Source organism: Rhodococcus indonesiensis, from assembly GCF_047782815.1.
In the GTDB taxonomy this organism is placed as follows: domain Bacteria; phylum Actinomycetota; class Actinomycetes; order Mycobacteriales; family Mycobacteriaceae; genus Rhodococcus; species Rhodococcus indonesiensis.
In genome coordinates this window covers 3,524,802-3,549,556 of record NZ_CP180630.1, presented here as the reverse complement: position 1 = coordinate 3,549,556, position 24,755 = coordinate 3,524,802, and the positions used below count along the sequence as shown (strand labels likewise).

At 70.4% G+C, this 24,755-nt stretch carries 22 protein-coding genes; 18 read left to right on the top strand and 4 right to left on the bottom strand.

Going from position 1 to position 24,755, the window contains the following annotated elements:
• Positions 1-33: 33 nt before the first annotated feature.
• Genes ACM26Y_RS16400 through ACM26Y_RS16390 form a run of 3 tightly spaced genes read left to right on the top strand, consistent with a single transcriptional unit; the run spans position 34 to position 2,793 of the window.
• The gene (locus ACM26Y_RS16400; protein WP_054374216.1) at positions 34-939 is read left to right on the top strand and encodes a glycosyltransferase family 2 protein; all 906 of its coding nucleotides are present in this window, start codon (positions 34-36) and stop codon (positions 937-939) included.
• Positions 936-2,021, top strand: coding sequence for a sugar phosphate nucleotidyltransferase (locus ACM26Y_RS16395; RefSeq protein WP_010594761.1), 1,086 nt, complete (start codon positions 936-938; stop codon positions 2,019-2,021). The genes ACM26Y_RS16400 and ACM26Y_RS16395 overlap by 4 nt, the downstream gene beginning before the upstream one ends.
• A gap of 16 nt (positions 2,022-2,037) precedes the next feature.
• Positions 2,038-2,793: an SGNH/GDSL hydrolase family protein gene (locus ACM26Y_RS16390; RefSeq protein ID WP_289381647.1), complete on the top strand. Its 756-nt coding sequence runs from the start codon at positions 2,038-2,040 to the stop codon at positions 2,791-2,793.
• On the opposite strand, the gene ACM26Y_RS16385 is transcribed toward ACM26Y_RS16390, so the two are convergent.
• From ACM26Y_RS16385 to cofD, 3 genes are read right to left on the bottom strand one after another with little or no spacing between them, the layout of a single operon-like run.
• Positions 2,790-3,353, bottom strand: coding sequence for an NUDIX hydrolase (locus ACM26Y_RS16385; RefSeq protein ID WP_416061380.1), 564 nt, complete (start codon positions 3,351-3,353; stop codon positions 2,790-2,792). The genes ACM26Y_RS16390 and ACM26Y_RS16385 overlap by 4 nt on opposite strands.
• 1 nt (position 3,354) lies before the next feature.
• A complete protein-coding gene (locus ACM26Y_RS16380; RefSeq protein ID WP_289381649.1) occupies positions 3,355-4,737 on the bottom strand; it encodes a coenzyme F420-0:L-glutamate ligase in 1,383 nt (460 codons plus the stop codon).
• On the bottom strand, positions 4,734-5,723 hold the full coding sequence (gene cofD / locus ACM26Y_RS16375) for a 2-phospho-L-lactate transferase (RefSeq protein WP_054374213.1): 990 nt from the start codon (positions 5,721-5,723) through the stop codon (positions 4,734-4,736). The genes ACM26Y_RS16380 and cofD overlap by 4 nt, the downstream gene beginning before the upstream one ends.
• A gap of 402 nt (positions 5,724-6,125) precedes the next feature.
• Here cofD and ACM26Y_RS16370 point away from each other — a divergent pair, with 402 nt between their 5' ends.
• Positions 6,126-6,389: a WhiB family transcriptional regulator gene (locus tag ACM26Y_RS16370; protein WP_193788813.1), complete on the top strand. Its 264-nt coding sequence runs from the start codon at positions 6,126-6,128 to the stop codon at positions 6,387-6,389.
• Positions 6,390-6,393: 4 nt separating this feature from the next.
• Here ACM26Y_RS16370 and ACM26Y_RS16365 read toward each other — a convergent pair whose 3' ends face one another.
• Positions 6,394-6,888, bottom strand: a complete 495-nt coding sequence (locus tag ACM26Y_RS16365) for a metallopeptidase family protein (RefSeq protein ID WP_040784265.1) — start codon at positions 6,886-6,888, stop codon at positions 6,394-6,396.
• Between the two features lie 87 nt (positions 6,889-6,975).
• Here ACM26Y_RS16365 and ACM26Y_RS16360 point away from each other — a divergent pair, with 87 nt between their 5' ends.
• The 14 genes from ACM26Y_RS16360 (at position 6,976) to secA (ending at position 24,733) form a co-directional block, all read left to right on the top strand.
• The gene (locus tag ACM26Y_RS16360; RefSeq protein WP_193788811.1) at positions 6,976-7,371 is read left to right on the top strand and encodes a DUF3499 domain-containing protein; all 396 of its coding nucleotides are present in this window, start codon (positions 6,976-6,978) and stop codon (positions 7,369-7,371) included.
• A gap of 72 nt (positions 7,372-7,443) precedes the next feature.
• Positions 7,444-8,811, top strand: coding sequence for a phosphomannomutase/phosphoglucomutase (locus tag ACM26Y_RS16355; RefSeq protein WP_416061379.1), 1,368 nt, complete (start codon positions 7,444-7,446; stop codon positions 8,809-8,811).
• Positions 8,812-8,893: 82 nt separating this feature from the next.
• Complete coding sequence (locus ACM26Y_RS16350; RefSeq protein WP_003939105.1) at positions 8,894-9,979, top strand: SIS domain-containing protein; 1,086 nt, start codon at positions 8,894-8,896, stop codon at positions 9,977-9,979.
• Positions 9,979-11,250, top strand: a complete 1,272-nt coding sequence (manA, locus tag ACM26Y_RS16345) for a mannose-6-phosphate isomerase, class I (protein WP_416061378.1) — start codon at positions 9,979-9,981, stop codon at positions 11,248-11,250. The genes ACM26Y_RS16350 and manA overlap by 1 nt, the downstream gene beginning before the upstream one ends.
• A 230-nt stretch (positions 11,251-11,480) precedes the next feature.
• On the top strand, positions 11,481-12,965 hold the full coding sequence (locus ACM26Y_RS16340) for an amino acid permease (RefSeq protein WP_416061377.1): 1,485 nt from the start codon (positions 11,481-11,483) through the stop codon (positions 12,963-12,965).
• A gap of 46 nt (positions 12,966-13,011) precedes the next feature.
• Positions 13,012-13,674, top strand: coding sequence for a TetR/AcrR family transcriptional regulator (locus ACM26Y_RS16335; protein ID WP_003939108.1), 663 nt, complete (start codon positions 13,012-13,014; stop codon positions 13,672-13,674).
• A gap of 58 nt (positions 13,675-13,732) precedes the next feature.
• Complete coding sequence (gene ahcY / locus ACM26Y_RS16330; RefSeq protein WP_003939109.1) at positions 13,733-15,220, top strand: adenosylhomocysteinase; 1,488 nt, start codon at positions 13,733-13,735, stop codon at positions 15,218-15,220.
• A 25-nt stretch (positions 15,221-15,245) separates the two neighbouring features.
• Positions 15,246-15,911, top strand: coding sequence for a dTMP kinase (locus ACM26Y_RS16325; protein WP_003939110.1), 666 nt, complete (start codon positions 15,246-15,248; stop codon positions 15,909-15,911).
• A 5-nt stretch (positions 15,912-15,916) separates the two neighbouring features.
• Positions 15,917-16,594 carry an MtrAB system response regulator MtrA gene (gene mtrA, locus ACM26Y_RS16320; protein ID WP_003939111.1) on the top strand — a complete coding sequence of 226 codons (678 nt, stop codon included), beginning with the start codon at positions 15,917-15,919 and terminating at the stop codon, positions 16,592-16,594.
• Positions 16,591-18,342 carry an MtrAB system histidine kinase MtrB gene (gene mtrB, locus ACM26Y_RS16315; RefSeq protein WP_081005307.1) on the top strand — a complete coding sequence of 584 codons (1,752 nt, stop codon included), beginning with the start codon at positions 16,591-16,593 and terminating at the stop codon, positions 18,340-18,342. The genes mtrA and mtrB overlap by 4 nt, the downstream gene beginning before the upstream one ends.
• A complete protein-coding gene (gene lpqB / locus ACM26Y_RS16310; protein WP_003939113.1) occupies positions 18,339-20,105 on the top strand; it encodes an MtrAB system accessory lipoprotein LpqB in 1,767 nt (588 codons plus the stop codon). The genes mtrB and lpqB overlap by 4 nt, the downstream gene beginning before the upstream one ends.
• Before the next feature lie 41 nt (positions 20,106-20,146).
• On the top strand, positions 20,147-20,791 hold the full coding sequence (locus tag ACM26Y_RS16305; RefSeq protein WP_416061376.1) for a ComF family protein: 645 nt from the start codon (positions 20,147-20,149) through the stop codon (positions 20,789-20,791).
• A gap of 256 nt (positions 20,792-21,047) precedes the next feature.
• A complete protein-coding gene (hpf, locus tag ACM26Y_RS16300; RefSeq protein ID WP_371383598.1) occupies positions 21,048-21,722 on the top strand; it encodes a ribosome hibernation-promoting factor, HPF/YfiA family in 675 nt (224 codons plus the stop codon).
• A gap of 209 nt (positions 21,723-21,931) precedes the next feature.
• Positions 21,932-24,733, top strand: a complete 2,802-nt coding sequence (gene secA / locus ACM26Y_RS16295; protein ID WP_416063694.1) for a preprotein translocase subunit SecA — start codon at positions 21,932-21,934, stop codon at positions 24,731-24,733.
• The last annotated feature ends 22 nt before the right edge of the window (positions 24,734-24,755 follow it).

Below are 24,755 nucleotides of genomic sequence, written 5' to 3'. Positions count from 1 at the left end.
GGCGCGGCCGCGGCCGGCGGCTAAGGTGACGGCGTGAGTTCGACGCTGACCGTGGTGACGGTGACCTACTCGCCCGGTGAGCATCTGGAGCACTTCCTGACCTCGCTGACCGGCGCGACGAACCTGCCCACCCGGGTGATCCTGGCGGACAACGGGTCCACCGACGGCGCTCCGGAAGAGGCCGCCGCGCGGCACCCGAACGTGCGGCTGCTGCACACCGGCGGCAACATCGGCTACGGCGGGGCCGTGAACCGGGCCGTCGCAGAGGTCGACCCGGCGGAGGAGTTCGTCGTCGTCGCCAATCCCGACGTGCGCTGGGGGCCCGGGTCGCTGGACCGGCTGCTCGAGGGGGCGCGTCGCTGGCCGCGTGCCGCGTCCCTGGGCCCGTTGATCCACGAGCCCGACGGCACCGTCTATCCGTCGGCGCGATCGGTGCCCGGGCTGGTCTCCGGCGCGGGGCACGCGCTGCTCGGCACGGTGTGGCCGAAGAACCCGTGGACGCAGCGGTACCGGCAGGAGAACGAATCCGTGTCGGAGCGGCCGGTGGGATGGCTGTCCGGCTCGTGCCTGCTGGTGCGGCGGGCGGCTTTCGACGCGGTCGACGGCTTCGACTCGCGCTATTTCATGTACATGGAGGACGTCGATCTCGGCGACCGGTTCGGCCGGGCGGGCTGGCTCAACGTGTACGTGCCCTCGGCGGAGGTCACGCACGCGAAAGGGCACGCCGCCGGCCGGCATCCCGAACTCATGCTTCCGGCCCACCACGAGAGCGCCTACCGGTTCCAGGCGGACCGGCACCCGCATCGGTGGCAGGCACCGCTGCGATGGACGCTGCGGGCCGGGCTCGCCGCCCGGTCGAGGATGTCGGTGGCCGCGGCGGCGCGCGAACGGGCGCGGACAGCCGAGGCGGGTAACACCACGGAACAGGGGACACGATGACGAACGATGCTGCGCCGCACACCGATGCGGTGATCCTGGTGGGCGGACAGGGAACCCGGCTGCGGCCGCTGACGCTGTCCGCGCCGAAGCCGATGCTGCCCACCGCCGGCGTGCCGTTCCTGACGCATCTGCTCACCCGCATCCGTGCGGCCGGCATCAAGCACGTGGTGCTCGGTACCTCGTTCAAGGCGGAGGTCTTCGAGGACTACTTCGGTGACGGCTCGGAACTGGGACTCGAGATCGAGTACGTCACCGAGGCCGAGCCGCTGGGCACCGGCGGCGGCATCCGCAATGTCCTGCCCAGGTTGCGGGCCGACAACGTCATGGTCTTCAACGGTGACGTTCTCGGTGGAACGGATCTCGGCGCGGTGCTCGACACCCACCTGCGCACCGACGCCGACGTGACGCTGCATCTGGTGCGCGTGGGCGACCCGCGCGCGTTCGGGTGTGTGCCCACCGACGAGGAAGGCCGGGTCACCGCGTTCCTGGAGAAGACGCAGGATCCGCCGACGGACCAGATCAACGCAGGCTGCTACGTCTTCAAGCGCGAGATCATCGAGTCGATCCCCGAGGGTCGTCCGGTGTCCGTCGAACGTGAGGTCTTTCCGTCTCTGCTGGCGGAGGGCAGGCGGGTGTACGGGCACGTCGACGCGGCCTACTGGCGGGATATGGGCACACCGGAGGACTTCGTGCGGGGCTCGGCCGATCTGGTGCGGGGTATCGCGCCGTCGCCGGCCCTCGGTGGGCAGCGGGGCGAATCCCTCGTCCATCCCGGTGCCTCCGTCGCGCCCGGCGCCCTGCTGATCGGTGGCACGGTCGTCGGCCGCGGTGCCGAGATCGGTGCCGGCGCGCGTCTGGACGGTGCGGTGATCTTCGACGGCGCGCGGGTCGAGGCCGGTGCAGTGATCGAGCGGTCCATCATCGGATTCGGGGTCCGCGTCGGCCCCCGCGCCCTGATCCGCGACGGCGTCATCGGCGACGGTGCCGACATCGGGGCGCGCTGCGAGCTGCTGCGTGGCGCCCGGGTCTGGCCCGGGGTGCAGATCCCCGACGGCGGGATCCGTTTCAGCACCGACGTATAGCACGGGGGGATCCACAGTGAAGTTCGAACGGTATGTGGCACTGGGGGATTCGTTCACCGAAGGCGTCGGGGACCCGGATCCGGCCCGGCCCAACGGGTTGCGGGGCTGGGCGGATCTCGTCGCCGAGGAACTCGCCCGCGACAACCCGGGATTCGGATACGCCAATCTCGCCGTGCGCGGACGACTGCTGCGCCCGATCCTCGACGAGCAGCTCGACGCGGCCGTGGCGATGCGGCCCGACCTGGTGACGATCTATGCCGGCGGCAACAACCTGATGCGCCCGAAGCTCGATCTCGACGCGCTGGCCGCCGAGTACGACGAGGCGGTCGGCAAGCTCGCTGCGACGGGTGCCCGGGTGCTCGTGTGGACGGCCTACGACGGCAGCTGGGCGCCGGTGTTCCGGATCCTGCGCGGGCGCTGGGCCGTCTACAACGAGCTCGTCCGCGAGATCGCCGACCGGCACGGTGCGACGATCGTCGACTTCTGGCGTTTCGCGGAGTACCGCGACTTGCGGATGTGGGATTTCGACCGGCTCCACATGTCGTCGGCCGGGCACCGGAACATGGCGATCCGCGTGCTCGATCTCCTCGGTGCGGCACACACGCTCACTCCGGCCGAGTTCGAGGCCGCGCCGGTGGTGTCCGCGGCGAAACGGGCCGAGGACCGCCGGTGGGCGCGGGAATTCCTGGTTCCCTGGCTCGGGCGGCGCGTGCGCGGCACGTCCTCCGGGGACGGTGTCGCGCCGAAACGCCCCACGCTGCAACCGGTCTAACCGGCCGCCCGGAAGCGTGCGCCCGCGAGAGCGAGCAGGTGCCCGAGGGTGTCGTGCTCGGCCTCGGGCGGCAGCGCGTCGACGGGCCACCACCGCAGGTCCGTCGATTCCGTGCTCCGGACGGGTACGGCTCCCGGTGGCGCGACGACGAGGAACCGCAGGTCGAGGTGCCGGGTCGGGTGGCCGAGCGAGCAGGTGATCGGGTGGGTGTGCGCCGAGAGCAGTTCCGGGTCGATGGTCAGAGCCGCGATTCCGGACTCCTCGGTCGCCTCCCGCAGCGCCGCGTCGACGACCGTCTCGTCGGATTCCTCGCAGTGCCCACCGAGCTGGATCCATCGTCCCACCCGGGGATGCAGGGTCAGCAGCACGTGCCGCCGGTCGGCATCGAGCACGAGCGACGACGCCGTGACGTGTCCCGGGACGTGCCGGCGCAGACATCCCTCGGGGGCGGCGTCGAGAAATGCGAGCATGGTGTGCCGCAGCGACTCCGCGTCCGCCGAATCGGTCCGCCAGGTCTGCAGCCGGTCGACGGCCGAGGCGTGCAGCGTGGACGCGGTCATCTCACAGCTCCAGCAGCAGGTCGCCGGCCGCGGGGGCGATGCGCGGCGTCGCCGGCTCGAGGGGGTGTCCGACCGCGATCGCGCCGAGCGGCGACCAGTCCGCCGGCAGGTCGAGTTCACGCCGCACGACGTCCGGGGCGAAGATCGTCGACCCGATCCAGCAGCTGCCGAGCCCGCGGACGGCGAGCGAGACCAGCAGCCCCTGGACGGCGGCGCCGGCGGCGACGGTGAACATCGTGGCCTCGGCGGCGGTACGCCGGGCGTCGGGGTAACGGTGGGCGCCGTCGGGAACCCAGAACGGGATCACCACTTCGGGCGCGTCGTAGAGGATCGCGCCGCGGCCCACCCGTCGGTCGATCGCCGCCGGTGCGAGCCCGTCACCGGCGAGGTCGGCGGCCCAACGTTCGCGCATGCGGTCGAGCAGCCGGCGGCGCACCTGCTCGGTGCGGACCCAGACGAACCGCACCGGGTGGGTGTGGTGCGGCGCGGGAGCGGTGAGAGCCTCGGCGACGGCGTCGCGCAGATCTTCGGGATCGACCGGTTCCGAGGAGAATTCCCGCACCGACCGCCGCAGCAACAGCGCCTCGCGGCGGCCTCGCTCGAGTGCCTCGGCGGTGCCGAGCCAGAACAGGTCGTCCTCGCCGCGACGGACGAGTTGCCGGGCGGTGGAACCGTTGTCGGGCAGGTCGAGGCCACGGATCACCGCGACCGGGACACCGCCCAGCTTCCCCTTGACGAGGTCGCCCGCGGCCGCGATCTCGTCGGCGACGGCGACGGAGGTGACGAACAGTTCGTTGCCCTGTCCGTCACGGGATCCCGCGTACTCGTGCAGGACCGGAATTCCGGCCGCTCCGATCGCGGCATCGGTCTGGCCGACGCGCCAGGCCCGGCCCATCGTGTCGGTGACGACCACGGCGACGCTCACACCGAGCAGCGCCTGCAGACGCTCGCGCAGAGCCGCGGCGCTCGCATCGGGATCCTCGGGCAGCAGGGCGAGTTCCGAGGCGGCGACATTCGAGCCGTCGATCCCGGAGGCGGCCTGCACGATCCCGAGCCGGTTCTCGGTGATGAGCGTGCGTCCCTTGCGCGCGAGCACGCGCACCGCCTCCTGGTCGACCAGGCGGCGGCGGAGCGCATCGCGGGCCTCGGGGTCGGTGGGGGAGTCCACGATGCGGCCCTCGACCTTGGAGAAGATCTTGCTCGTGACGACGAGGACGTCTCCGTCGGCGAGCCAGGGCGCCGCGGCGGCGAGCGCGGTGGCGAGGTCGTCGCCGGGTCGGAACTCGGGCAGGCCGGGCACCGGGAGGATCTCGATCGGCCGTCCGGGGGAGTGGTCGCGCACCCCGGCGGCGGTACCGACGGCCGTGTCGGAGGGCGTGGTCACAGCGTCACTCCTGCCAGTTCGAGTGCGGCGCGAGCCATTTCGGCTGTCGCGTCGGGATCGGTCATGAGCAGCGGCACGCTGCGCACCTCGACGCCGGGCACGTCGGCGGCGTCGGTGGAGTGGATCAGCCAGCCGTCGAGCAGGCCTGCGCCGCTGCGGGCGCCGTAGTGCCGTCCCACGCCCTGGGCGGTGGTCTCGACGCCGATCACGCCGAGGCACGCGTCGGCCATGCCGCGCAGCGGTTTTCCGTCGATCACCGGCGACAGTCCGACGATCCTCGCGGACGTGGTGCGCAGCGCGCCGCGCAGTCCGGGGATCGCGAGGATCGCGCCGATGCTCACTACCGGGTTGGAGGGGGCGAGGATCACCACGTCCGCCGAGTCGATCGCCTCGAGCACACCCGGTGCGGGGGCGGCCTTCTCGGCGCCGATGTGCGCGAAGCTGTGCGTGGGCACCTGGGCGCGGTGCCGGACCCACCATTCCTCGAAGTGCACGGCGCGTTGCTCGCCGTCGGCCGGATCGGTGATGACGACGTGGGTCTCGCTGCGGTCGTCGGAGACCGGGAGGAGGGCGACGCCGGGTTTCCAGCGGTCGCACAGCGCCTCGGTCACGGCCGAGAGCGGGTACCCGGCGTTCAGCAACTGGGTGCGCAGCAGGTGGGTCGCGATGTCGCGGTCCCCGAGGCCGAACCAGTCCGGTGTCGCTCCGTACGCCGCCAGCTCCTCCTTCGCGTGCCAGGTCTCGTCGGCCCGGCCCCATCCGCGTTCGGTGTCGATCCCGCCGCCGAGGGTGTACATGCACGTGTCCAGGTCGGGGCAGATGCGCAGCCCGTGCATCCAGACGTCGTCGCCGATGTTGACGATCGCGGTCACCCGGTGCGCGGCGTCGGGGTCGAGGTCGCGGCCGGGTTCGATGCCGAGGAGCCGGCGCACGCCGGTGAGAAAACGCGCACCTCCGACGCCGCCGACCAATACAGTCACGTTCACAGGGCAAGCGTAGGCGGTGCGCCGCGAGGGCTGCCGGGGTGCCTGCGCACCCGGGCGGCAGGTGCGCAGCGGCGCGGAGGAGAACCCCGGATGGTAAGACAGCGGCGCCGCTCGGCTTGACCGCGACACGCCCCACGTGTCTAATCACATAAGTGTCATTTCCAGTGAACCGGAACCGAGATCGGTTGTGGCGAACTGCATTCGAACGCATGTTCGATGGGGGTGGCGCGGAGTGGGCCGGTTTCGACGAGAGTTGCAGCGCTGCAGGTGAGGAGGCGAACGATGGCCGACGAGCGCGAATGGTTCGAGAGCTCTCGGATCGACACTGCAGGCATCGACACTGCAGGCGAGGACGTCCGGGACGACATCGACGGCATCGGGGGGGACGCGCCTGCGCGGCCCGTGCTCAGTCTGATCGATGGTTTCGGCGACCCGTCCGACGGTGCCGACGAACAGTGGCAGGAACGCGCCTTGTGCGCGCAGACGGATCCCGAGGCGTTCTTCCCTGAGAAAGGGGGATCGACCCGGGAGGCGAAGCGGATCTGCTTGGGGTGCGAGGTGCGGGACGAATGTCTCGAGTACGCGCTGGCCAACGACGAACGCTTCGGCATCTGGGGTGGTCTGTCGGAGCGGGAGCGCCGGCGCCTCAAGCGCGGCATCGTCTGAGGCGTCAGTCCTCGTCGAAACCGCCGAGTTCGGGGTCGACGACCTCGGGCTCGACGCCGAGGTACGTCGCGACCTGGTGTACGAGCACGTCGTGCACCAGGTCGGTGAGATCCTCGGGATCCTTCGCCCGCAGTTCCAGCGGGCGGCGGAAGAGCACGATCCGGGCCCGCGTCGCCGCGCCGCGCCGGTCGATCCCTGCGGGGACGAGCCGCGACAGCGGCACCGGGCCGTCCGCGACCACCTCCGACGGCCAGTTCACCGAGTCCGGGTCGAGGGCGCGGATCTTGGGCACCTCGTCGACGGCGATGTCGAGCTTGGTCAGCCGGTCGTGCCACTGTGCGTCGATCGGCGCGAAGGCCCCCAGCACGAGCAGATCGAACTTCTCCGCGCGCGAGCGCCACGCCGGCACCTCGTGCGGGAACAGCGGGCCGCGCACACCGCGGCCGCGACGGGCGACCGAGCGGGACGTCACGGGTCTGGGACGGCGCGATCGGGGCATGCCTGGACAGTACGACACGCAAAACCGAACCCGCTTCTCCGGTGTGTCCGGATAGTCCCGGAGCGCACGGCGCGCTACTCTCCGACTGTGAGATCACTGCGTCGATGCTGCCGGCCTGGGTGCAAGAACCCTGCTGTTGCGACGCTGACCTACGTGTACTCGGACTCCACCGCGGTCGTCGGTCCCCTGGCAACGGTCGCCGAGCCCCACTCGTGGGATCTGTGCGAATCGCACGGCTCGCGGATCACCGCCCCGAAGGGGTGGGAGCTGGTCCGGTACGAGGGCGCCTTCACCGCCGGGACTCCGGACGAGGACGACCTGACCGCACTGGCCGAGGCGGTGCGCGAAGCCGGCCTCGGCGAGCGGGGCCGCACCGACTCCGACGACACCGATTCCGGTGTCCCCACCACCCTGGCCGCACCCCCCACCGCCCGCACCGGCCGTCGTGGCCATCTGCGCGTGTTGCCCGATCCCACGTCCTGATCGCCGCGCACTAGGCTGACCGTGCCCCGCCGCGGAGGCGGCGGCGCCAGTCGACGATCAGGAGCAGCAACAGTGGCGAGAACTGCCGAGTCCGTGTCCGCCGTGGTCAAGGCGTACGACGTGCGTGGCCTGGTGGGAGAACAGCTCGACGCCGGATTCGTCCGGGACGTCGGTGCCTCCTTCGCTCGCCTGATGCGGGACACCGGCGCCACCCGCGTCGTGATCGGCCACGACATGCGCGCATCGTCCCCGGAGCTGGCCGAGGCCTTCGCCGCCGGCGTCACCGCCCAGGGAGTCGACGTCGTCCACATCGGCTTGGCCTCCACCGATCAGCTGTACTTCGCGTCCGGGATCCTCGAGGCTCCCGGCGCCATGTTCACCGCGAGCCACAACCCGGCGCGCTACAACGGGATCAAGCTGTGCCGGGCCGGGGCCAAGCCGGTCGGACAGGAGACCGGGCTCGCCACCGTCGCGGCCGAACTCGTCGCCGGCGTCCCGGACTTCGACGGTGCCCCCGGCACCGTCACCGAGCGGGACGTGCTCGCCGACTACGCCGCGTTCGTCCGCTCGCTGGTGGACCTGTCCGCGATGCGCCCGCTCCGGGTTGCCGTCGACGCCGGCAACGGTATGGGCGGGCACACGGTGCCCGCGGTGTTCGGTGCGCTCCCGATCGACCTGGTGCCGCTGTACTTCGAACTCGACGGAACCTTCCCCAACCACGAGGCCAATCCGCTCGATCCCGCCAACCTGGTGGACCTGCAGAAGCTGGTGCGCGACTCGGGTGCCGACCTCGGCCTCGCGTTCGACGGTGACGCCGACCGCTGCTTCGTCGTCGACGAGCGCGGTGAGCCGGTCACGCCGTCGGCGGTCACCGCGCTGGTGGCCTCGCGCGAGCTCGCGAAGGAACCCGGATCGACGATCATCCACAACCTCATCACCTCCCGCGCGGTGCCCGAGCTCGTCACCGAACTCGGGGGCAAGCCCGTCCGCACCCGCGTCGGGCACTCGTTCATCAAGCAGCAGATGGCCGAGACGGGGGCCGTGTTCGGCGGCGAGCATTCGGCGCACTACTACTTCCGCGACTTCTGGGGCGCGGACTCGGGCATGCTCGCGGCCCTGCACGTGCTCGCCGCGCTCGCCGGCCAGGACCGGCCCCTGTCCGAGCTGATGCGCGAATACGACCGGTACGCCGCGTCCGGGGAGATCAACTCCACCGTCGACGACGCCACGGAGCGCACCGCCGCAGTGCTCGAGGCCTTCGGCGACCGCGCCGAAGCAGTCGACCGGCTCGACGGCGTCACCGTCGATCTCGCCGACGGTGCCTGGTTCAACCTGCGGGCCTCCAACACCGAGCCCCTGCTGCGACTCAACGTCGAGGCCCGCACGGCGGAGCAGGTCGACGCGCTGGTGAGGGAAATCCTGGCGATCGTGCGCGCGTGACGGAAGTATCCGTGGCGGGGATAATCGAGTTCCCGGGGCTCGGTCCCGGGACGGTGCGAGTCGGAAGGACGGTGGCGCAGCCATGACGGCTCCCTCTTCGATCCTCGACTTGGACGACACCGGTGCCCTGATCGACGCCGACGTCGACGGGATTCTGCGGTTCGCCGCGCTCGGCGGGGCACAGATCCGCGCCACCGCCGCGGCCGTCGACGAGCAGATCCTCGACCGCCTGCACGGCCTGCATCCGCGCAGCGTGGTGCTCGTGTGTGGCGATGCGCGCGCTGCTCGCGCGGGCGAACTCGTCGTCGCGATGCTCGCGGCGCGTTCGGCCGTGCCGCTGGTCACGGCCCCCGTCACCCCGCCCTGGGTCGGCCCGCTCGACGTCGTCGTCGTCGCGGGCGACGACGCCGGCGACCCCCAGCTCGCCGAATCGGTCGCCGCGGCCCTGCGGCGCGGCGCCGAGGTGGTTGTCGACGCCCCGGACGAGGGACCGATCCGTGGGGCGGCGGCGGGCCGGGCGATGCTGTTGCCCCCGCGGATCCGAGTGCCGGTGGCGTACTCCCTCCTGCGGCACCTGGCGGTGTTCCTCGCGGTGGTGGTGGCAATGGAGGCCACCCGCACGGCAGGCGTGGTTCCCCCGCTGGCCGATCTCGCCGACTCGGCGGACGGCGAAGCCGGCCGCGACCAGCCGGGCAGCGAGGTGTTCCGGAATCCGGCGAAGGCGCTGGCCTCCCGGATCCAGTCCCGACGGGTGGCCCTGGCGGGCGACTCGGCGGTGACGGCTGCGCTCGCCCGGCACGCGGGGGAGTCCCTGCTGCAGGTGGCCGGGGTGATCGCCTCGGCGTCGGCGCTGCCGGACGTTCTCGCCGCGCGGGACCGACTGGTCGCGATACCCCCGGCGGGTGGGGAGTCGTACGATCCGTTCTTCCACGACGAACAGCTCGACGGGCCGGTGCCCGCACCCCCGGTGCGGGTCTTGGTGTTGAGTGTGGAGGAAGATCGGCGGCAGGCGGAGCGGCGCGCGGCAGCGCTGCCGGACATGGAGTTGGTATCGGTGGTGGGGGAGTTCGAGGCGAAGGCGGTGCCGTCGGTGCCGGAGCAGGTGGCGGTGCTGGCCGTGCGATTCGAGATGGCCGCTGCCTATCTGCGGTTGGTCGGTGGTCGCTAGTGCTCCGACTCGAAGGTGCGCTGCGTTCGTATGCCTGGGGTTCGCGCACCGCGATCGCGGCGCTGTGCGGCCGGACGGTGCCGTCCGCGCATCCGGAAGCGGAACTGTGGCTGGGTGCGCACCCCGCGGACCCGGCGCGGGTGGTGAGCACCAACGGTGACGGGCCGGGTGAGGACACCTCCCTGCTCGACGTCCTCGAGGCCGATCCGGGCGGACATCTCGGGCCGGCGACACTGAGCCGGTTCGGGCCGCGGCTGCCGTTCCTGCTCAAGTTGCTGGCCGCCGAGGAACCACTGTCGCTGCAAGCGCATCCGAGTGCCGAACAGGCTGCCGAGGGCTTCGCCCGCGAGGAGGCCGCGGGCCTGCCCCTGGAGTCGCCGGTGCGGAACTATCGCGATGCGAGCCACAAGCCCGAGCTCGTCGTCGCGCTCACCCGCTTCGAGGCACTCGCCGGTTTCCGGGATCCGCATCGCACCGTCGAGCTGCTCGCCGCCCTCGAGGTACCCGAACTCGATCCCTACGTCGGGCTGCTCGCCGGGCAACCCGACTCCGACGGCCTGCGCGCGCTGTTCACCATCTGGATCACCCTTCCGCAGTCGGTGCTGTCGGCTCTGTTGCCGCGGGTACTCGACGGCTGCGTGACCTACCTGGCGACGCACAACGGCAACGGCACGGCCCCGTTCGCCGAGGAGGTCCGGACGGTGCTGCAGCTCGCCGAGTTCTACCCCGGCGACGCGGGCGTGCTCGCCGCCGTACTGCTCAACCGGATCACTCTCGAGCCGGGACAGGGCCTGTTCCTCGCAGCGGGAAACCTGCACGCGTACCTGCACGGCATGGCTGTGGAGATCATGGCCAACTCGGACAACGTGCTGCGCGGCGGACTCACGCCGAAACACGTCGACGTGCCGGAGTTGCTGCGGGTGCTAGATTTCCGGCCCGTGGACGTGCCGATCCTCGAACCCGAGCCGGCCGGTCCGGGGGAAGTGCGCTACCGGACTCCGGCCCCGGAGTTCGCCCTGTCGCGGATCGATCTCGCCCCCGGCTCCGGTGCGGCACCGGACGACGTCGCACTGCCGCCGTGCGGTCCGCAGATCCTGTTGTGCACCTCCGGGTCCGCCGGCGTGGAATGCGCGGGGCGGACCCTGCAGCTGGCGGCCGGACAGGCGGTCTGGCTGTCGGCATCCGACCCGGCCGTCACCGTGTGTGCCGCCGGCGAGCCGGCGCAGCTGTTCCGCGCCCGGTTGGCGGACGTCGACGCCCGGATCGACTAGCGTGGCGCCGCTCGGTTCCCGAGCGGACGACAGGCAGCCGGTGTCGGCTCGCGGTGCACGAAGGCCATCGACGGGACGCCGGGAGCGTACGCCGCCGCGATCGAGGACACCGGGACACGACTGCGCTGCGGTACGGCTGACCCACCTCGGGCGCGAACGGTTCCGCACGCCGTGGCATGGATTGCCGCGGCGCGGGGTACTCCCGACCTCGAAACCGAGGGGAGTGCCCGATGACCGACAACAGGGGCGTGTCCCGCAGCGGGTTGTTCCGGACCAAGTCAGTGGAGCGGTCGATCCTCGACACCGACGAACCGGATTCCCGGCTGCGCAAGGATCTCACGGCGTGGGACCTGATCGTGTTCGGCGTGGCCGTCGTCATCGGCGCCGGCATCTTCACCTTGACGGCCCGGACGGCCGGCAACGTCGCCGGCCCGTCCGTGTCGCTCGCGTTCGTGCTGGCGGCCGTGGCCTGCGCGCTCGCGGCACTGTGCTACGCCGAGTTCGCGTCGACGGTGCCCGTGGCCGGGAGCGCCTACACATTCTCCTTCGCGACGTTCGGCGAGTTCGTCGCGTGGATCATCGGCTGGGACCTCATCCTCGAGTTCGCCCTCGCTGCGGCCGTGGTCGGCAAGGGCTGGTCGCTGTATCTGGGTGAGGTGCTCGGCGGGCTGTCCCCGGTGGCCACCGTCGGACCCGTGAAGGTGGACTGGGGCGCGATCTTGATCGTCGTGGTGATCGGAATTCTCATCGCTACCGGAACGAAGCTGTCCTCGCGCGTGTCGCTGGTGATCACCTCCGTCAAGATCGCCGTCGTCCTGTTCGTGGTCGCGCTCGGCGTCTTCTTCATCGACACCGACAATTACACCCCGTACGTACCGCCGTCGGAGTCCGCGTCGACCGGGGAGGGGCTGCATCAGTCGCTGTTCTCGTTCCTCACCGGTGCCGGGGGCAGCACATTCGGGTGGTACGGATTGCTCGCCGCGGCGAGCCTGGTGTTCTTCGCCTTCATCGGGTTCGACGTGGTCGCCACCACGGCGGAGGAGACACGGCATCCCCAGCGGGCGGTGCCCATCGGGATCCTGGGGTCCCTCGCGATCGTCACCGTGCTCTACGTGGCGGTGAGCCTCGTCCTCACCGGGATGGTGAACTACAGGGAGCTGGCCGGGGACGAGTCGACACTCGCGACGGCGTTCGCTCTCAACGGGATGGACTGGGCCAAGAATCTCATCTCGATCGGCGCCCTCGCCGGCCTGACCACGGTGGTGATGGTCCTCATGCTCGGCCAGACCCGCGTGCTGTTCGCGATGGCCCGCGACGGCCTCGTTCCGCGCCGTCTCTCGCACACGGGCCGTCACGGCACTCCGGTGCGGACGACCGTGCTGGTGACGGTCGTGGTGGCGGCGCTCGCCGGGTTCATCCCGCTCGGTGCCCTGGAGGAGATGGTCAACATCGGGACGCTGTTCGCATTCGTTCTGGTGTCGATCGGAGTGGTCGTGCTGCGGCGCACCCGGCCGGACCTCGAGCGCGGCTTCCGGGTGCCCGCGGTGCCGCTGGTGCCGGTCCTCGCGGTGCTGTCCTGCCTGTGGCTCATGGCCAACCTGTCGGTGGAGACGTGGTTGCGGTTCGTGGTGTGGATGGTGATCGGTGTGGTCGTCTACTTCTCCTACAGCCGCAGGCACTCCGTGCTCGCCGAACCGGCGGTACCGCGCCGGTAGCTCTGTTCGTGTTGACGGGATCGGCCTCGCGTGAAACCGTCGCGGCATGTCGATCGTGCACGAATCCGCCACCGCCGGGGAGCCTCCGCGAGCCGGGGAACCCGGAGACCGGCAGCGCGTACCGTTCCACGAGGCCAGCCGGATGCTGCTGCGCAATTCGGTGCTCGACGCCATGCGGGACCTGCTCACCGCCCGTGACTGGTCCGCGGTCACCATGACGGACGTCGCGCGGGGCGCGGGTGTGAGCAGACAGACCCTGTACAACGAGTTCTCGTCGCGGCAGGGACTCGCTCAGGCGTACGCGCTGCGCCTGGTGGATCAGTTCGTCGACGCCGTCGACGACGCGATCTACACCCACGTGGGACAGGCGCGCGCCGCCCTCGTCGAGGGGTTCACCTCGTTCTTCGTCGAGAGCAGTGCCGACCCGCTGATCCAGTCGCTGCTGCGCGGCGACGCCAAGCCGGATCTGCTGCGCCTGATCACCACGGACTCGGCGCCGCTCATCGAACGAGCCTCCGCCCGGCTCTCGGAAACCTTCCAGCGCAGTTGGGTACAGGCGTCCGCGGCGGACGCGGGCATTCTGGGGCGGGCGATCGTGCGCGTCGCGATGAGCTACATCTCGATGCCGCCCGAGTCCGACCGGGACGTCGCCGCGGACCTGGCCGAGCTGCTCGGCCCGTTCATCGATCGCTCCGCCCGGCGCGACTGAACAGCGAGTTGTATAGCCTGTTGGCAGAACCGACTGCCAACAGGAGAGGCATCCTCACGTGTCCGACAACAAGCTCGTGGCCGACCAGCGCAACGGCATCGACTTCAAGGTCGCCGATCTGTCCCTCGCCGAATTCGGCCGCAAGGAGATCAGGCTGGCCGAGCATGAGATGCCCGGCCTGATGGCGCTGCGCCGCGAGTACGCGGAGGTGCTGCCGTTGAAGGGCGCGCGGATCTCCGGCTCGCTGCACATGACGGTCCAGACGGCCGTGCTGATCGAGACCCTCGTCGCTCTCGGCGCCGAGGTGCGCTGGGCCTCGTGCAATATCTTCTCGACCCAGGACCACGCCGCCGCGGCGGTCGTCGTCGGCCCGCACGGAACCCCGGAGGAGCCCAAGGGCGTGCCGGTGTTCGCGTGGAAGGGTGAGACGCTCGAGGAGTACTGGTGGGCGGCCGAGCAGATGCTGACCTGGCCCGCCGCCTCCGACGGCACCCCGCGCCCGGCCAACATGATCCTCGACGACGGCGGCGACGCCACCATGCTGGTGCTCAAGGGCGCGCAGTTCGAGAAGGCAGGCGTGGTGCCCCCGGTGGACGAGGACCAGGACTCCGCCGAGTACCGGGTCTTCCTGGCGCTGCTGCGCGAATCCCTCGCACAGGACCCCAAGAAGTGGACCGCGGTCGCCGAGTCGGTGCGCGGCGTCACCGAGGAGACGACCACCGGCGTGCTGCGGTTGTACCAGCTCTCGGCCGGCGGCGATCTGGCGTTCCCCGCGATCAACGTCAACGACTCGGTCACCAAGAGCAAGTTCGACAACAAGTACGGCACCCGGCACTCGCTGCTCGACGGGATCAACCGCGGCACTGACGTCCTCATCGGCGGCAAGGCCGCCCTGGTGTGCGGCTACGGCGACGTCGGCAAGGGCTGCGCGGAGGCGCTGCGCGGGCAGGGCGCGCGGGTGTCGGTCACCGAGATCGACCCCATCAACGCGCTGCAGGCGCTGATGGACGGCTTCGACGTCGTCACCGTCGAGGGCTTCATCGAGCAGGCCGACATCGTGATCACCGCGACCGGCAACAAGGACATCATCACCTTCGATCACATGCGTCGCATGAAGCACCAGGCCATCCTGGGCAACATCGGCCACTTCGACAACGAGATCGACATGGCCGGCCTCGAGCGGGCGACGGATGTCACCCGGATCAACATCAAGGCGCAGGTCGACGAGTTCCGTTTCGCAGACGGGCATTCCATCCTCGTGCTGTCCGAGGGCCGGCTGCTGAACCTCGGCAACGCCACGGGCCACCCGTCGTTCGTGATGAGCAACTCGTTCGCCAATCAGGTGATCGCCCAGATCGAGCTGTGGACCAAGCCGGACGAGTACGACAACGAGGTCTACCGTCTGCCCAAGCACCTGGACGAGAAGGTCGCCCGCATCCACGTCGAGGCGCTCGGCGGTGAACTGACCAAGCTGTCCAAGGATCAGGCCGAGTACATCGGGGTCGACGTCGAAGGCCCGTACAAGCCCGAGCACTACCGGTACTGAGCGCGGGAATCGCAGGACACCACCGATGGGTGCGTTGATCGTCGTGGAGGGGCTCGACGGGGCCGGCAAGCGGACACTCTCCGCCGGCCTCGTCGAGGCTTGGCGCGCAGCCGGATTCGTCGTCTCGACGCTTGCGTTCCCGCGGTACGGGACGTCGGTGCACGCCGACCTCGGTGCCGAGGCGTTGCGGGGCCGGCACGGTGACACCGCCTCGAGCATCGAGGCGATGGCGTTGCTGTGGGCCCTCGATCGCCGTGACGCCGCCGACGGGTTGCGGAAGCTCCTGGCGGACAACGACATCGTCCTGCTCGATCGGTACGTCGCGTCCAATGCCGCCTACACCGCCGCCCGGCACCACGAGGGCGGTTCGGGACCGGCGGTGGAGTGGGTGCGTGAGCTCGAGTTCGAGCGGTTCGCGCTGCCCGTGCCGGATCTGCAGCTGCTGCTGCGGGTGCCGGTCGAGCTGGCGGCTCGCCGGGCCCGCAGCCGCGCCGCGTCCGACACGGCCCGCGACCGGGACGCCTACGAACGGGACTCGGGTCTGCAGGCCCGCACCGGACAGGTGTACGACGACCTCGCACGCCGACAGTGGATGTCGCCGTGGCGGGTTGCCGGACCCGATGCCGATCCGCGACAACTCGCCGCCGAGATCTCAAATCAGCTTCACCACGGTCGAGGAGTGACACGATAGAAGCCATGAAGCCGAGGATTCTGGTTGTCGACGACGACACCGCGCTCGCCGAGATGCTTACGATCGTCCTGCGGGGCGAGGGATTCGAGCCCTACGTGGTGGGGGACGGTTCGCAGGCGCTGAACGCGGTCCGGGAGATCCGGCCCGACCTCGTCCTGCTCGACCTCATGCTCCCGGGCATGAACGGTATCGACGTCTGCCGGGTGCTGCGCGCCGACTCGGGCGTGCCGATCGTCATGCTCACCGCCAAGTCGGACACCGTCGACGTGGTGCTCGGACTCGAATCCGGCGCCGACGACTACATCGTCAAGCCGTTCAAGCCGAAGGAACTCGTGGCCCGGGTCCGCGCGCGGCTCCGTCGCACCGAGCAGGAACCGGCCGAGGTGCTCTCCATCGGCGACATCGCCATCGACGTTCCCGCTCACAAGGTCACCCGCGGGGACGAACTGATCTCCCTCACCCCGCTCGAGTTCGACCTGCTGGTGGCGCTCGCGCGCAAGCCGCGGCAGGTGTTCACTCGTGAGGTGCTGCTCGAGCAGGTGTGGGGCTACCGGCACGCGGCCGACACCCGTCTGGTGAACGTCCACGTGCAGCGGCTGCGGGCGAAGGTCGAGAAGGATCCCGAGAACCCCGAGGTGGTGCTGACGGTGCGGGGCGTCGGCTACAAGGCCGGACCGCCGTGATCGGTGGGTACCGACTGCGGCGGCGGATCACCCGGAGGACTCTGCCGCTGCTGAGGTGGTCACGTGCGGTGAGCAACCGGCTCGCCCACACGTGGCGGCGATCGCTGCAACTGCGGGTCGTGGTCTCGACCCTGTCGTTGTCGCTGATCGTGATGCTCGTCCTCGGTGTCGTCCTCACCAGCCAGATCACCGAACGACTGCTCGAGGTGAAGATCAACGCCGCCACCGAGGAGGTCGAGCGGTCCCGCGCCCTCGTCGAGGGTCAACTCGCCGGCGCCGACGACTCCGGCTCGCTGCAGGTCCGGCTCGACGGAGCCGTTGCGGCGCTGACCAATCGCGGCAGCGACGCGGGCGAGGACACCGGCGTCGCGGGCACCTTCGACCCGGTGCTGATCGTGCCGGGCGACGGTCCGCGCGCACCGACGTCGAGCGGGCCCGCCGACCAGATCCCCGAGAACCTGCGTGCCTTCGTGCAGAAGGGCCAGATCGCCTACCAGTTCGCGACGGTGTCGGATCCCGACGGCTACTCCGGTCCGGCGCTGATCGTGGGCACGCCGACGGCATCGGACATCTCCACCCTCGAGCTGTACCTGGTGTTCCCGCTGGCGGGCGAGGAGAACACACTGTCGCTGGTGCGGGGCACGCTCCTCGTCGGTGCCGGGGTGCTGCTCGTGCTGCTCGCCGCGATCTCGATGATCGTCGCCCGCCAGGTGGTCCTGCCGATCCGCTCGGCATCGCGTATCGCGGTCCGGTTCGCCGACGGTCGGCTCAAGGAACGCATGCCGGTACGCGGCGAGGACGACATGGCGCGCCTGGCCATGTCCTTCAACGAGATGGCCGAGAGCCTGTCGCGGCAGATCACCCAGCTCGAGGAGTTCGGCAACCTGCAGAAGCGGTTCACCTCGGACGTCAGCCACGAGCTGCGTACCCCGCTGACGACGGTGCGGATGGCCGCCGATCTCATCCACGACGGCAGCGACGAACTCGACCCGTCCCTCAAGCGCGCCTCGGAGCTGCTCGTCACCGAGCTCGACCGCTTCGAGAGTCTGCTGGGCGACCTGCTCGAGATCAGCCGCCACGACGCCGGCGTCGCCGAACTCGCCGCCGAGCAACTCGACCTGCGCATGTGTGCCCGCGCCGCGGTGTCCACCGTCCGGCATCTCGCCCGCGAGAGCGGCACCGAGCTGATCGTCGACCTGCCGGGTGAACCCGTCGACGCCGAGGTCGATCCGCGCCGCGTCGAGCGCATCCTGCGCAATCTGCTCGCCAACGCCATCGACCACGGAGAGGGCAAACCCATCCTGCTGCGCCTGCGCGCCGACGACACCGCCGCCGCGTTCATCGTCCGGGACCAGGGCGTCGGTCTGCGGCCCGGCGAGGAGAAACTCGTCTTCAACCGGTTCTGGCGGTCGGACCCGTCCCGGGTGCGGCGCTCCGGCGGAACCGGGCTCGGGCTGGCGATCAGCGTCGAGGACGCCAACCTCCACAACGGCAAGCTCGAGGCCTGGGGTGAACCCGGCCTGGGGTCCTGCTTCCGGCTCACCCTCCCGCGACAACGGGGACGCAAGGTCGGCCGCAGCCCGCTGCCACTCGTTCCCAGCACGGTCCGCGCGGTCCAGGGCCGTCCGCTGCCGGGTGCGCCCGCGGCGGACGAGGACGCGTCCGTGGACGCCGAGGCCGGCGAGGACACCGCGACCGCTGCGAACCCGGCGGCGGTACCGGTCCCGCCCGAGGGGGCCACCCCATGAGGGGCACGAAGACGCTGCTCGCGGTGCTCACGGGCCTGACCGTCGCCGTGTCCGGCTGTGCCAGCCTGCCGGACTCGTCGTCGCCCCAGGCGGTGGGCACCATCGCTCGCGAGCCCACCACCACGTCGGTTCCGGCTCCGGCGCCGGGGCGGGAACCGGACCTGCTCCTGCGGGACTTCCTGCGCGCCAGCACGGACCCGGCCAATCGTCACCTCGCCGCCCGGCAGTTCCTCACCGCCGACATGTCGGCCGAGTGGGACGACGCCGCCAGCGCGACGATCGTCGACAAGGTCGACGTGCTCCCGGAGTCGCGCAGCGCCGACCGCGCGACGTACGTCATCCGCGCCAACCGGGTCGGCCACCTGGAGGAGGGCGGGGTCTACCGCCCCGACGAAGGACCGTTCGAAACCAAGATCACCCTCGTGCTCAGCGGCGGCGAGTGGCGCATCGACGAGATGGGGCCGGGCGTGGTCATGGACCGCCCGCAGTTCCTCAACGGCTACCAGCGGCGTTCGCTGTACTTCGTCGACCCGTCCGGGCGCACGGTCGTCCCCGACCCCCGCTGGATCGCCGCTACTCAGGAGCAGACCGCGGCCCAGCTGATCGACCTGCTCATCGAGGGCCCGAAAGCAGCCCTGGCACCGGCCGTGCGCACGGAACTCGGCTCGGGGGTGTCCGTGCGGGGGCCGATCACCAAGGCCGACGGCCGCACCACTCAGGTCGGTGTCGGTCTCGGGGGTGTCCGGATCGACTTCCTGGGGTTGCGGCCCCTGAGCAAGGAGAGCCGCGAGTTGCTCGCCGCCCAGGTGATCTGGACGCTGGCCAACGCCGAGATCACCGGCCCGTACGTCCTGCTCGCGGACGGTCAGCCCCTCGACGAGCGGTTTCCGAACGGCTGGACCACCGCGGACGTCGCATCGATGAACCCGCTGGCCACCTCGAGCGCCACCATCGGTCTCCACGCGCTGCGCGGTGGCGGGCTGGTCAGCGTCGCCGAGACCGGGGTCACTCCGGTGCCCGGGACCTTCGGCACCGCCACGAACCTGCGCTCGGTGGCGTTGTCGCACGACGGTGAACTGGCGGCCGCCGTCGCCGACACCGGACGTCCGGAAGCCACCGCCGAGTTGCTGATCGGCCCGTACCGCGACGGCCCGGCGGCGCGCGCACTCCAGGCCGACTCGATCACGCGGCCTACGTGGGCACTCGACGACAATTCCGTGTGGTCCGTGGTCAACGGCACGAACGTGGTGCGTGCGGTGCGTGAGCCGGGCACCGGCCGGATCACGGTCCTGCCCGTCGATGCCGGGGCTGTGCGGGCGGTGGGCAACACGATCAGCGATCTGCGCCTCTCCCGCGACGGCGTGCGCGCGGCGATGATCGTGGACGGACGCGTCTACGTCGCGGTGGTCGTGCAGAGATCGAACGGGGAATTCTCGCTCACGTCACCCCGTGAGATCGCCGTCGGTCTCGGCAGCCCGGCCTTGTCCCTGGACTGGAGCACCCCGGACACCGTGGTCGTGGCACGGGCCGCCTCCGACGTCCCGGTCGTGCAGGTCGCGGTCGACGGCTCACGAATGGACGCCCTGCCGAGCCGCAACCTCACCCCGCCGGTCGTCGCCGTCGAGGCGTCGACGACCTCGGAGTTCGTGGCCGACTCGCGGGCGGTGTTCCAGCTGAACAACGCCGATCCGGCCGGCGATCGGTACTGGCGGGAGGTGCCCGGCCTGACCGGGCTGCAGGCTGTCCCCGTCCTGCCGGGCTGACGGCTCGGGGAGATGTCGGGGCCGGCGGTCACACTGTCGCGGTGCTGACGTCGCTGCTGGATCTGGTGCTGCCCGTCGAGTGCGGCGGTTGCGGCCGCCCCGGCGTCGGCTGGTGCCGGCGCTGCGCCCGGGACCTGGCGGACGTGCCGGCCCGGGTCCGGCCCCGAGTCGATCCCGGCGTTCCGGTGTGGGCCCTGGGGCCGTACGGCGGTGCGCGCCGCCGCGCGGTGATCGCGGCCAAGGAACACGGCCGGCGCGACCTGGCCGGTCCGCTCGGCCTCGCGCTGGCGACCGCGGTGTCACGGCTGCGGCGCTGGGGGGAGCTGCCCGCCGGGCCTCTCGTCGCGGTGCCCGCCCCGACGAGGGCCCACGCGGCGCGCGCTCGCGGCGGCGATCCGGTGCTGCGTGCGGTGCGGGCGGCCGCCGGTTACGACCGGCGTCTCGACGTCTGCGGCCTTCTCGTCACCGGACGTGCTGTCCGGGATTCGGTGGGATTGTCGGCTGCGCAGCGGCAGCGCAATCTGGCCGGGCGGGTGCGGCTGCGGAGGGCCGGGCCACCGGCGGGAGCGGACGTGCTGCTCGTCGACGACGTCGTCACCACCGGCGCCACCGCTACGGAATCGGTGCGGGTCCTGCGGGCAGCGGGACATCGCCCGTGCGGGGTGCTGGTGATCGCCGCCGCATGAGAGCCGGAGGACCCCGAGCCGCAGGCCGAGGGGCCGGGCACGTCGGGGACATCGGTCCCACCGTCAGGTGACGACGGCGTGAAATTGAGCGGAACGGTGGCACTCCCCGCCGTTCCGTACTACCGTCGCCCTCAGACCCGAAAACACAGGTAGCGGGCGCAAAACGCCCCTCAGCCGTCGTGTCGGGCGGAGCGCATTTCGCGCTCGTCGATCATGCCGGCGCGCGAGCTGCGTCGGCCGTACTCGGGAGGTACGAGTGACGATCCCTTCGAAGTCCAAGGTTCCCGCTGCTGAGACCGAAGCCGGTACTGCGGAGTCCAACGGTCCCCGCGCCGACGTCGTCGTCAAGGGGCGCAACGTCGAGGTCCCGGATCACTTCCGGGTCTACGTGTCCGAGAAGCTCGCTCGGCTCGAACGTTTCGACCCGACGATCTTCCTGTTCGACGTCGAGTTGCAGCACGAGCGCAATCGCCGGCAGCTGAAGAGTTGCCAGCGCGTCGAGATCACCGCTCGTGCCAAGGGGCCGGTGGTGCGCGCAGAGGCATCCGCGGACAGTTTCTACGCTGCCTTCGAGTCCGTGACGGACAAGCTCGAGGCGCGGCTGCGCCGCACGAAGGACCGCCGCAAGGTACACCACGGGGAAAAGACCCCCGTCTCGGTGGCCGAGGCCACTGCCGAGCTCGCCCGGGACGACTCGCTCGGAATCTCACCGGAGATCTCGCTGGAGCAGTACGAGCCCGAGCCCTCGGGTCCCGGCCGGATCGTGCGAACGAAGGAACACACAGCCGAGCCGATGACCGTCGACGACGCGCTGTACGAGATGGAGCTGGTCGGTCACGACTTCTACCTGTTCCACGACAAGGAGACCGACAGTCCGTCCGTCGTCTACCGCCGGCATGCGTTCGACTACGGGTTGATCCGGCTCGTGTGACCACTGCGCCGTCCAGCGGCGGCGCCGTGCGTGCCACCCCGCCGAGCGGTCGCCCGTGGTCACCTCGTCGATAGACCGCCTACCATGGAATCCGGCCGGGGTCGATACAGGCCTCGGCCGGATTTTCGTTGTCCGTGCTGTACCCGAGATTGAGGACGAACACGCCCGTGCTGTCGCTGTCGAAGCTGCTCCGAGTCGGTGAAGGTCGCATGGTCAAGCGGCTCAAGCACATCGCCGACCACGTCGATTCCCTCTCACCCGAGTTCGAGTCCCTCACCGACGAGCAGTTGCGGGCCAAGACGGACGAGTTCCGTCGTCGCTACCAGGAGGGTGAGTCCCTCGACGAGTTGCTGCCCGAGGCGTTCGCCACGGCCCGCGAGGCGTCGTGGCGAGTGCTGGGGCAGAAGCACTACCCGGTTCAGATCATGGGCGGCGCGGCCCTGCACTTCGGCAACATCGCCGAGATGAAGACCGGTGAGGGCAAGACCCTGACCTGTGTGCTGCCCGCATACCTCAATGCCATCGCCGACGAGGGCGTGCACGTGGTGACGGTCAACGACTACCTCGCCAAGCGCGACTCCGAGTGGATGGGCCGGGTGCACCGGTCCCTCGGTCTCGAGACCGCGGTGATCCTGTCCGGTCTGACGCCCGCCGAGCGGCGCACCGCATACGCCGCCGACATCACCTACGGCACCAACAACGAGTTCGGCTTCGACTACCTGCGCGACAACATGACGCACTCGCTCGACGATCTCGTGCAGCGCGGCCACAACTTCGCGATCGTCGACGAGGTCGACTCGATCCTCATCGACGAGGCCCGGACGCCGCTGATCATCTCCGGCCCGGCCGACGCGTCGAGCAAGTGGTACGCCGAGTTCGCGCGGATCGCGCCGCTGCTGAAGAAGGACGTCCACTACGAGGTGGACATCAAGAAGCGCACCATCGGCGTGCACGAAGCGGGGGTCGAGCTCGTCGAGGACCAGCTCGGCATCGACAACCTGTACGAGGCGGCGAACTCGCCGCTGGTGAGCTACCTCAACAACGCGATCAAGGCCAAGGAGCTGTACCAGCGCGACAAGGACTACATCGTCCGGGACGGCGAGGTGATCATCGTCGACGAGTTCACCGGCCGCATCCTCGTCGGACGTCGCTACAACGAGGGCATGCACCAGGCCATCGAGGCCAAGGAACGCGTCGAGATCAAGGCGGAGAACCAGACGCTCGCCACGATCACGCTGCAGAACTACTTCCGCCTCTACGACAAGCTCTCCGGCATGACGGGCACCGCCGAGACCGAGGCCGCGGAGCTGCACCAGATCTACGAGCTCGGGGTGATCCCGATCCCGACCAACAAGCCGATGGTCCGCGTGGACCAGGGCGACCTGATCTACAAGACGGAGACGGCGAAGTTCGCGGCGGTCGTCGACGACGTCGCCGAACGGCATGCCAAGGGGCAGCCGGTCCTGATCGGCACCACCAGCGTCGAACGCTCCGAGTACCTGTCCGCGCAGTTCACCAAGCGCGGCATTCCGCACAACGTGCTCAACGCCAAGTTCCACGAGCAGGAGGCGACCATCATCGCCGAGGCCGGGCGGTCCGGTGCGGTGACCGTCGCGACCAACATGGCCGGCCGCGGTACCGACATCGTGCTCGGCGGCAACCCCGACATCCTCGCCGACGTGGAGCTGCGCAAGCGGGGTCTCGACCCGGTCCACACGCCCGAGGAGTACGAGGCGGCCTGGGACGAGGCGGTCGATCGGATCAACGCCGAGGTCAAGGCCGACGCCGACAAGGTCAGGGACGCCGGCGGCCTGTACGTCCTCGGCACCGAGCGGCACGAGTCCCGCCGGATCGACAACCAGCTGCGCGGCCGCTCCGGTCGGCAGGGAGACCCGGGCGAGTCGCGCTTCTACCTCTCGCTCGGTGACGAGTTGATGCGCCGGTTCAACGGTGCGGCGCTCGAATCGATCATGACCCGCTTGAACCTGCCCGACGACGTGCCGATCGAGGCGAAGATGGTCTCGAAGGCCATCAAGAGCGCCCAGACACAGGTCGAGCAGCAGAACTTCGAGATCCGCAAGAACGTCCTGAAGTACGACGAGGTGATGAACCAGCAGCGCACCGTCATCTACGACGAGCGTCGCCGCATCCTGCGCGGGGAGGATCTCGAAGGCCAGGTCGAGCACATGATCACGGACGTGGTCACCGCCTACGTCGACGGCGCCACCGCGGACGGCTACGTCGAGGACTGGGACCTCGAGCAGCTGTGGACGGCCCTGCGGACCCTCTACCCGGTGGGCCTCGATCACAAGGAGCTCGCCACCTCCCCGGACGGCGAACCCGCGGATCTCAGCCGGGAGGAACTGCGCGAGGCGTTGCTGAAGGACGCGCACGCCGCGTACGCCCGCCGTGAGGCGGAGATCGACGCCATCGCCGGGGAGGGCGGCATGCGCGAGCTCGAGCGTCGGGTCCTGCTCTCGGTGCTCGACCGCAAGTGGCGCGAACACCTCTACGAGATGGACTACCTCAAGGAGGGCATCGGCCTGCGGGCGATGGCCCAGCGCGATCCCCTCGTGGAGTACCAGCGCGAGGGCTACGACATGTTCGTCGGGATGCTCGAGGGCCTGAAGGAGGAGTCCGTCGGATTCCTGTTCAACCTGCAGGTCGAGGCCGCGCGGCCGCAGCCGGCCCCGGGGGTCGGTGTCACCGCCGCGTCCGCCGCGGCCACCGCGCAGGCCGCCCCCACCCTGACGAAGCCGGCTCCGACCCCGGCCGCCCCCGCGCCGACTCCGGCACCCACGCCCGCCCCGGCGACGCTGCGCGCGAAGGGACTCGACGAGGACGACGATCGCAATCTCACCTACACCGGGCCGGCCGAGGACGGCAGTGCCCAGGTTCGGCGCAGTTCCGCGACCTCGTCGCCGGCCGCGTCCGCACCCGGGACGACGGGCACTCGTCGGCAACGCCGGGAGGCGGCACGCAAACAGGCCAAGGCGCAGCGCCGCCGCTGACGGTGCGTCCGGGCCGGGAGGT

Coding starts and splice junctions, on each gene's coding strand:
- ACM26Y_RS16395 (WP_010594761.1), top strand. CDS start 936: ATGACGAACGATGCTGCGCCGCACACCGATGCGGTGATCCTGGTGGGC.
- ACM26Y_RS16385 (WP_416061380.1), bottom strand. CDS start 3,353: ATGACCGCGTCCACGCTGCACGCCTCGGCCGTCGACCGGCTGCAGACC.
- ACM26Y_RS16365 (WP_040784265.1), bottom strand. CDS start 6,888: ATGCCCCGATCGCGCCGTCCCAGACCCGTGACGTCCCGCTCGGTCGCC.
- ACM26Y_RS16350 (WP_003939105.1), top strand. CDS start 8,894: ATGACGGCTCCCTCTTCGATCCTCGACTTGGACGACACCGGTGCCCTG.
- ACM26Y_RS16340 (WP_416061377.1), top strand. CDS start 11,481: ATGACCGACAACAGGGGCGTGTCCCGCAGCGGGTTGTTCCGGACCAAG.
- ACM26Y_RS16335 (WP_003939108.1), top strand. CDS start 13,012: ATGTCGATCGTGCACGAATCCGCCACCGCCGGGGAGCCTCCGCGAGCC.
- ACM26Y_RS16325 (WP_003939110.1), top strand. CDS start 15,246: ATGGGTGCGTTGATCGTCGTGGAGGGGCTCGACGGGGCCGGCAAGCGG.
- mtrA (WP_003939111.1), top strand. CDS start 15,917: ATGAAGCCGAGGATTCTGGTTGTCGACGACGACACCGCGCTCGCCGAG.
- lpqB (WP_003939113.1), top strand. CDS start 18,339: ATGAGGGGCACGAAGACGCTGCTCGCGGTGCTCACGGGCCTGACCGTC.
- secA (WP_416063694.1), top strand. CDS start 21,932: ATGGTCAAGCGGCTCAAGCACATCGCCGACCACGTCGATTCCCTCTCA.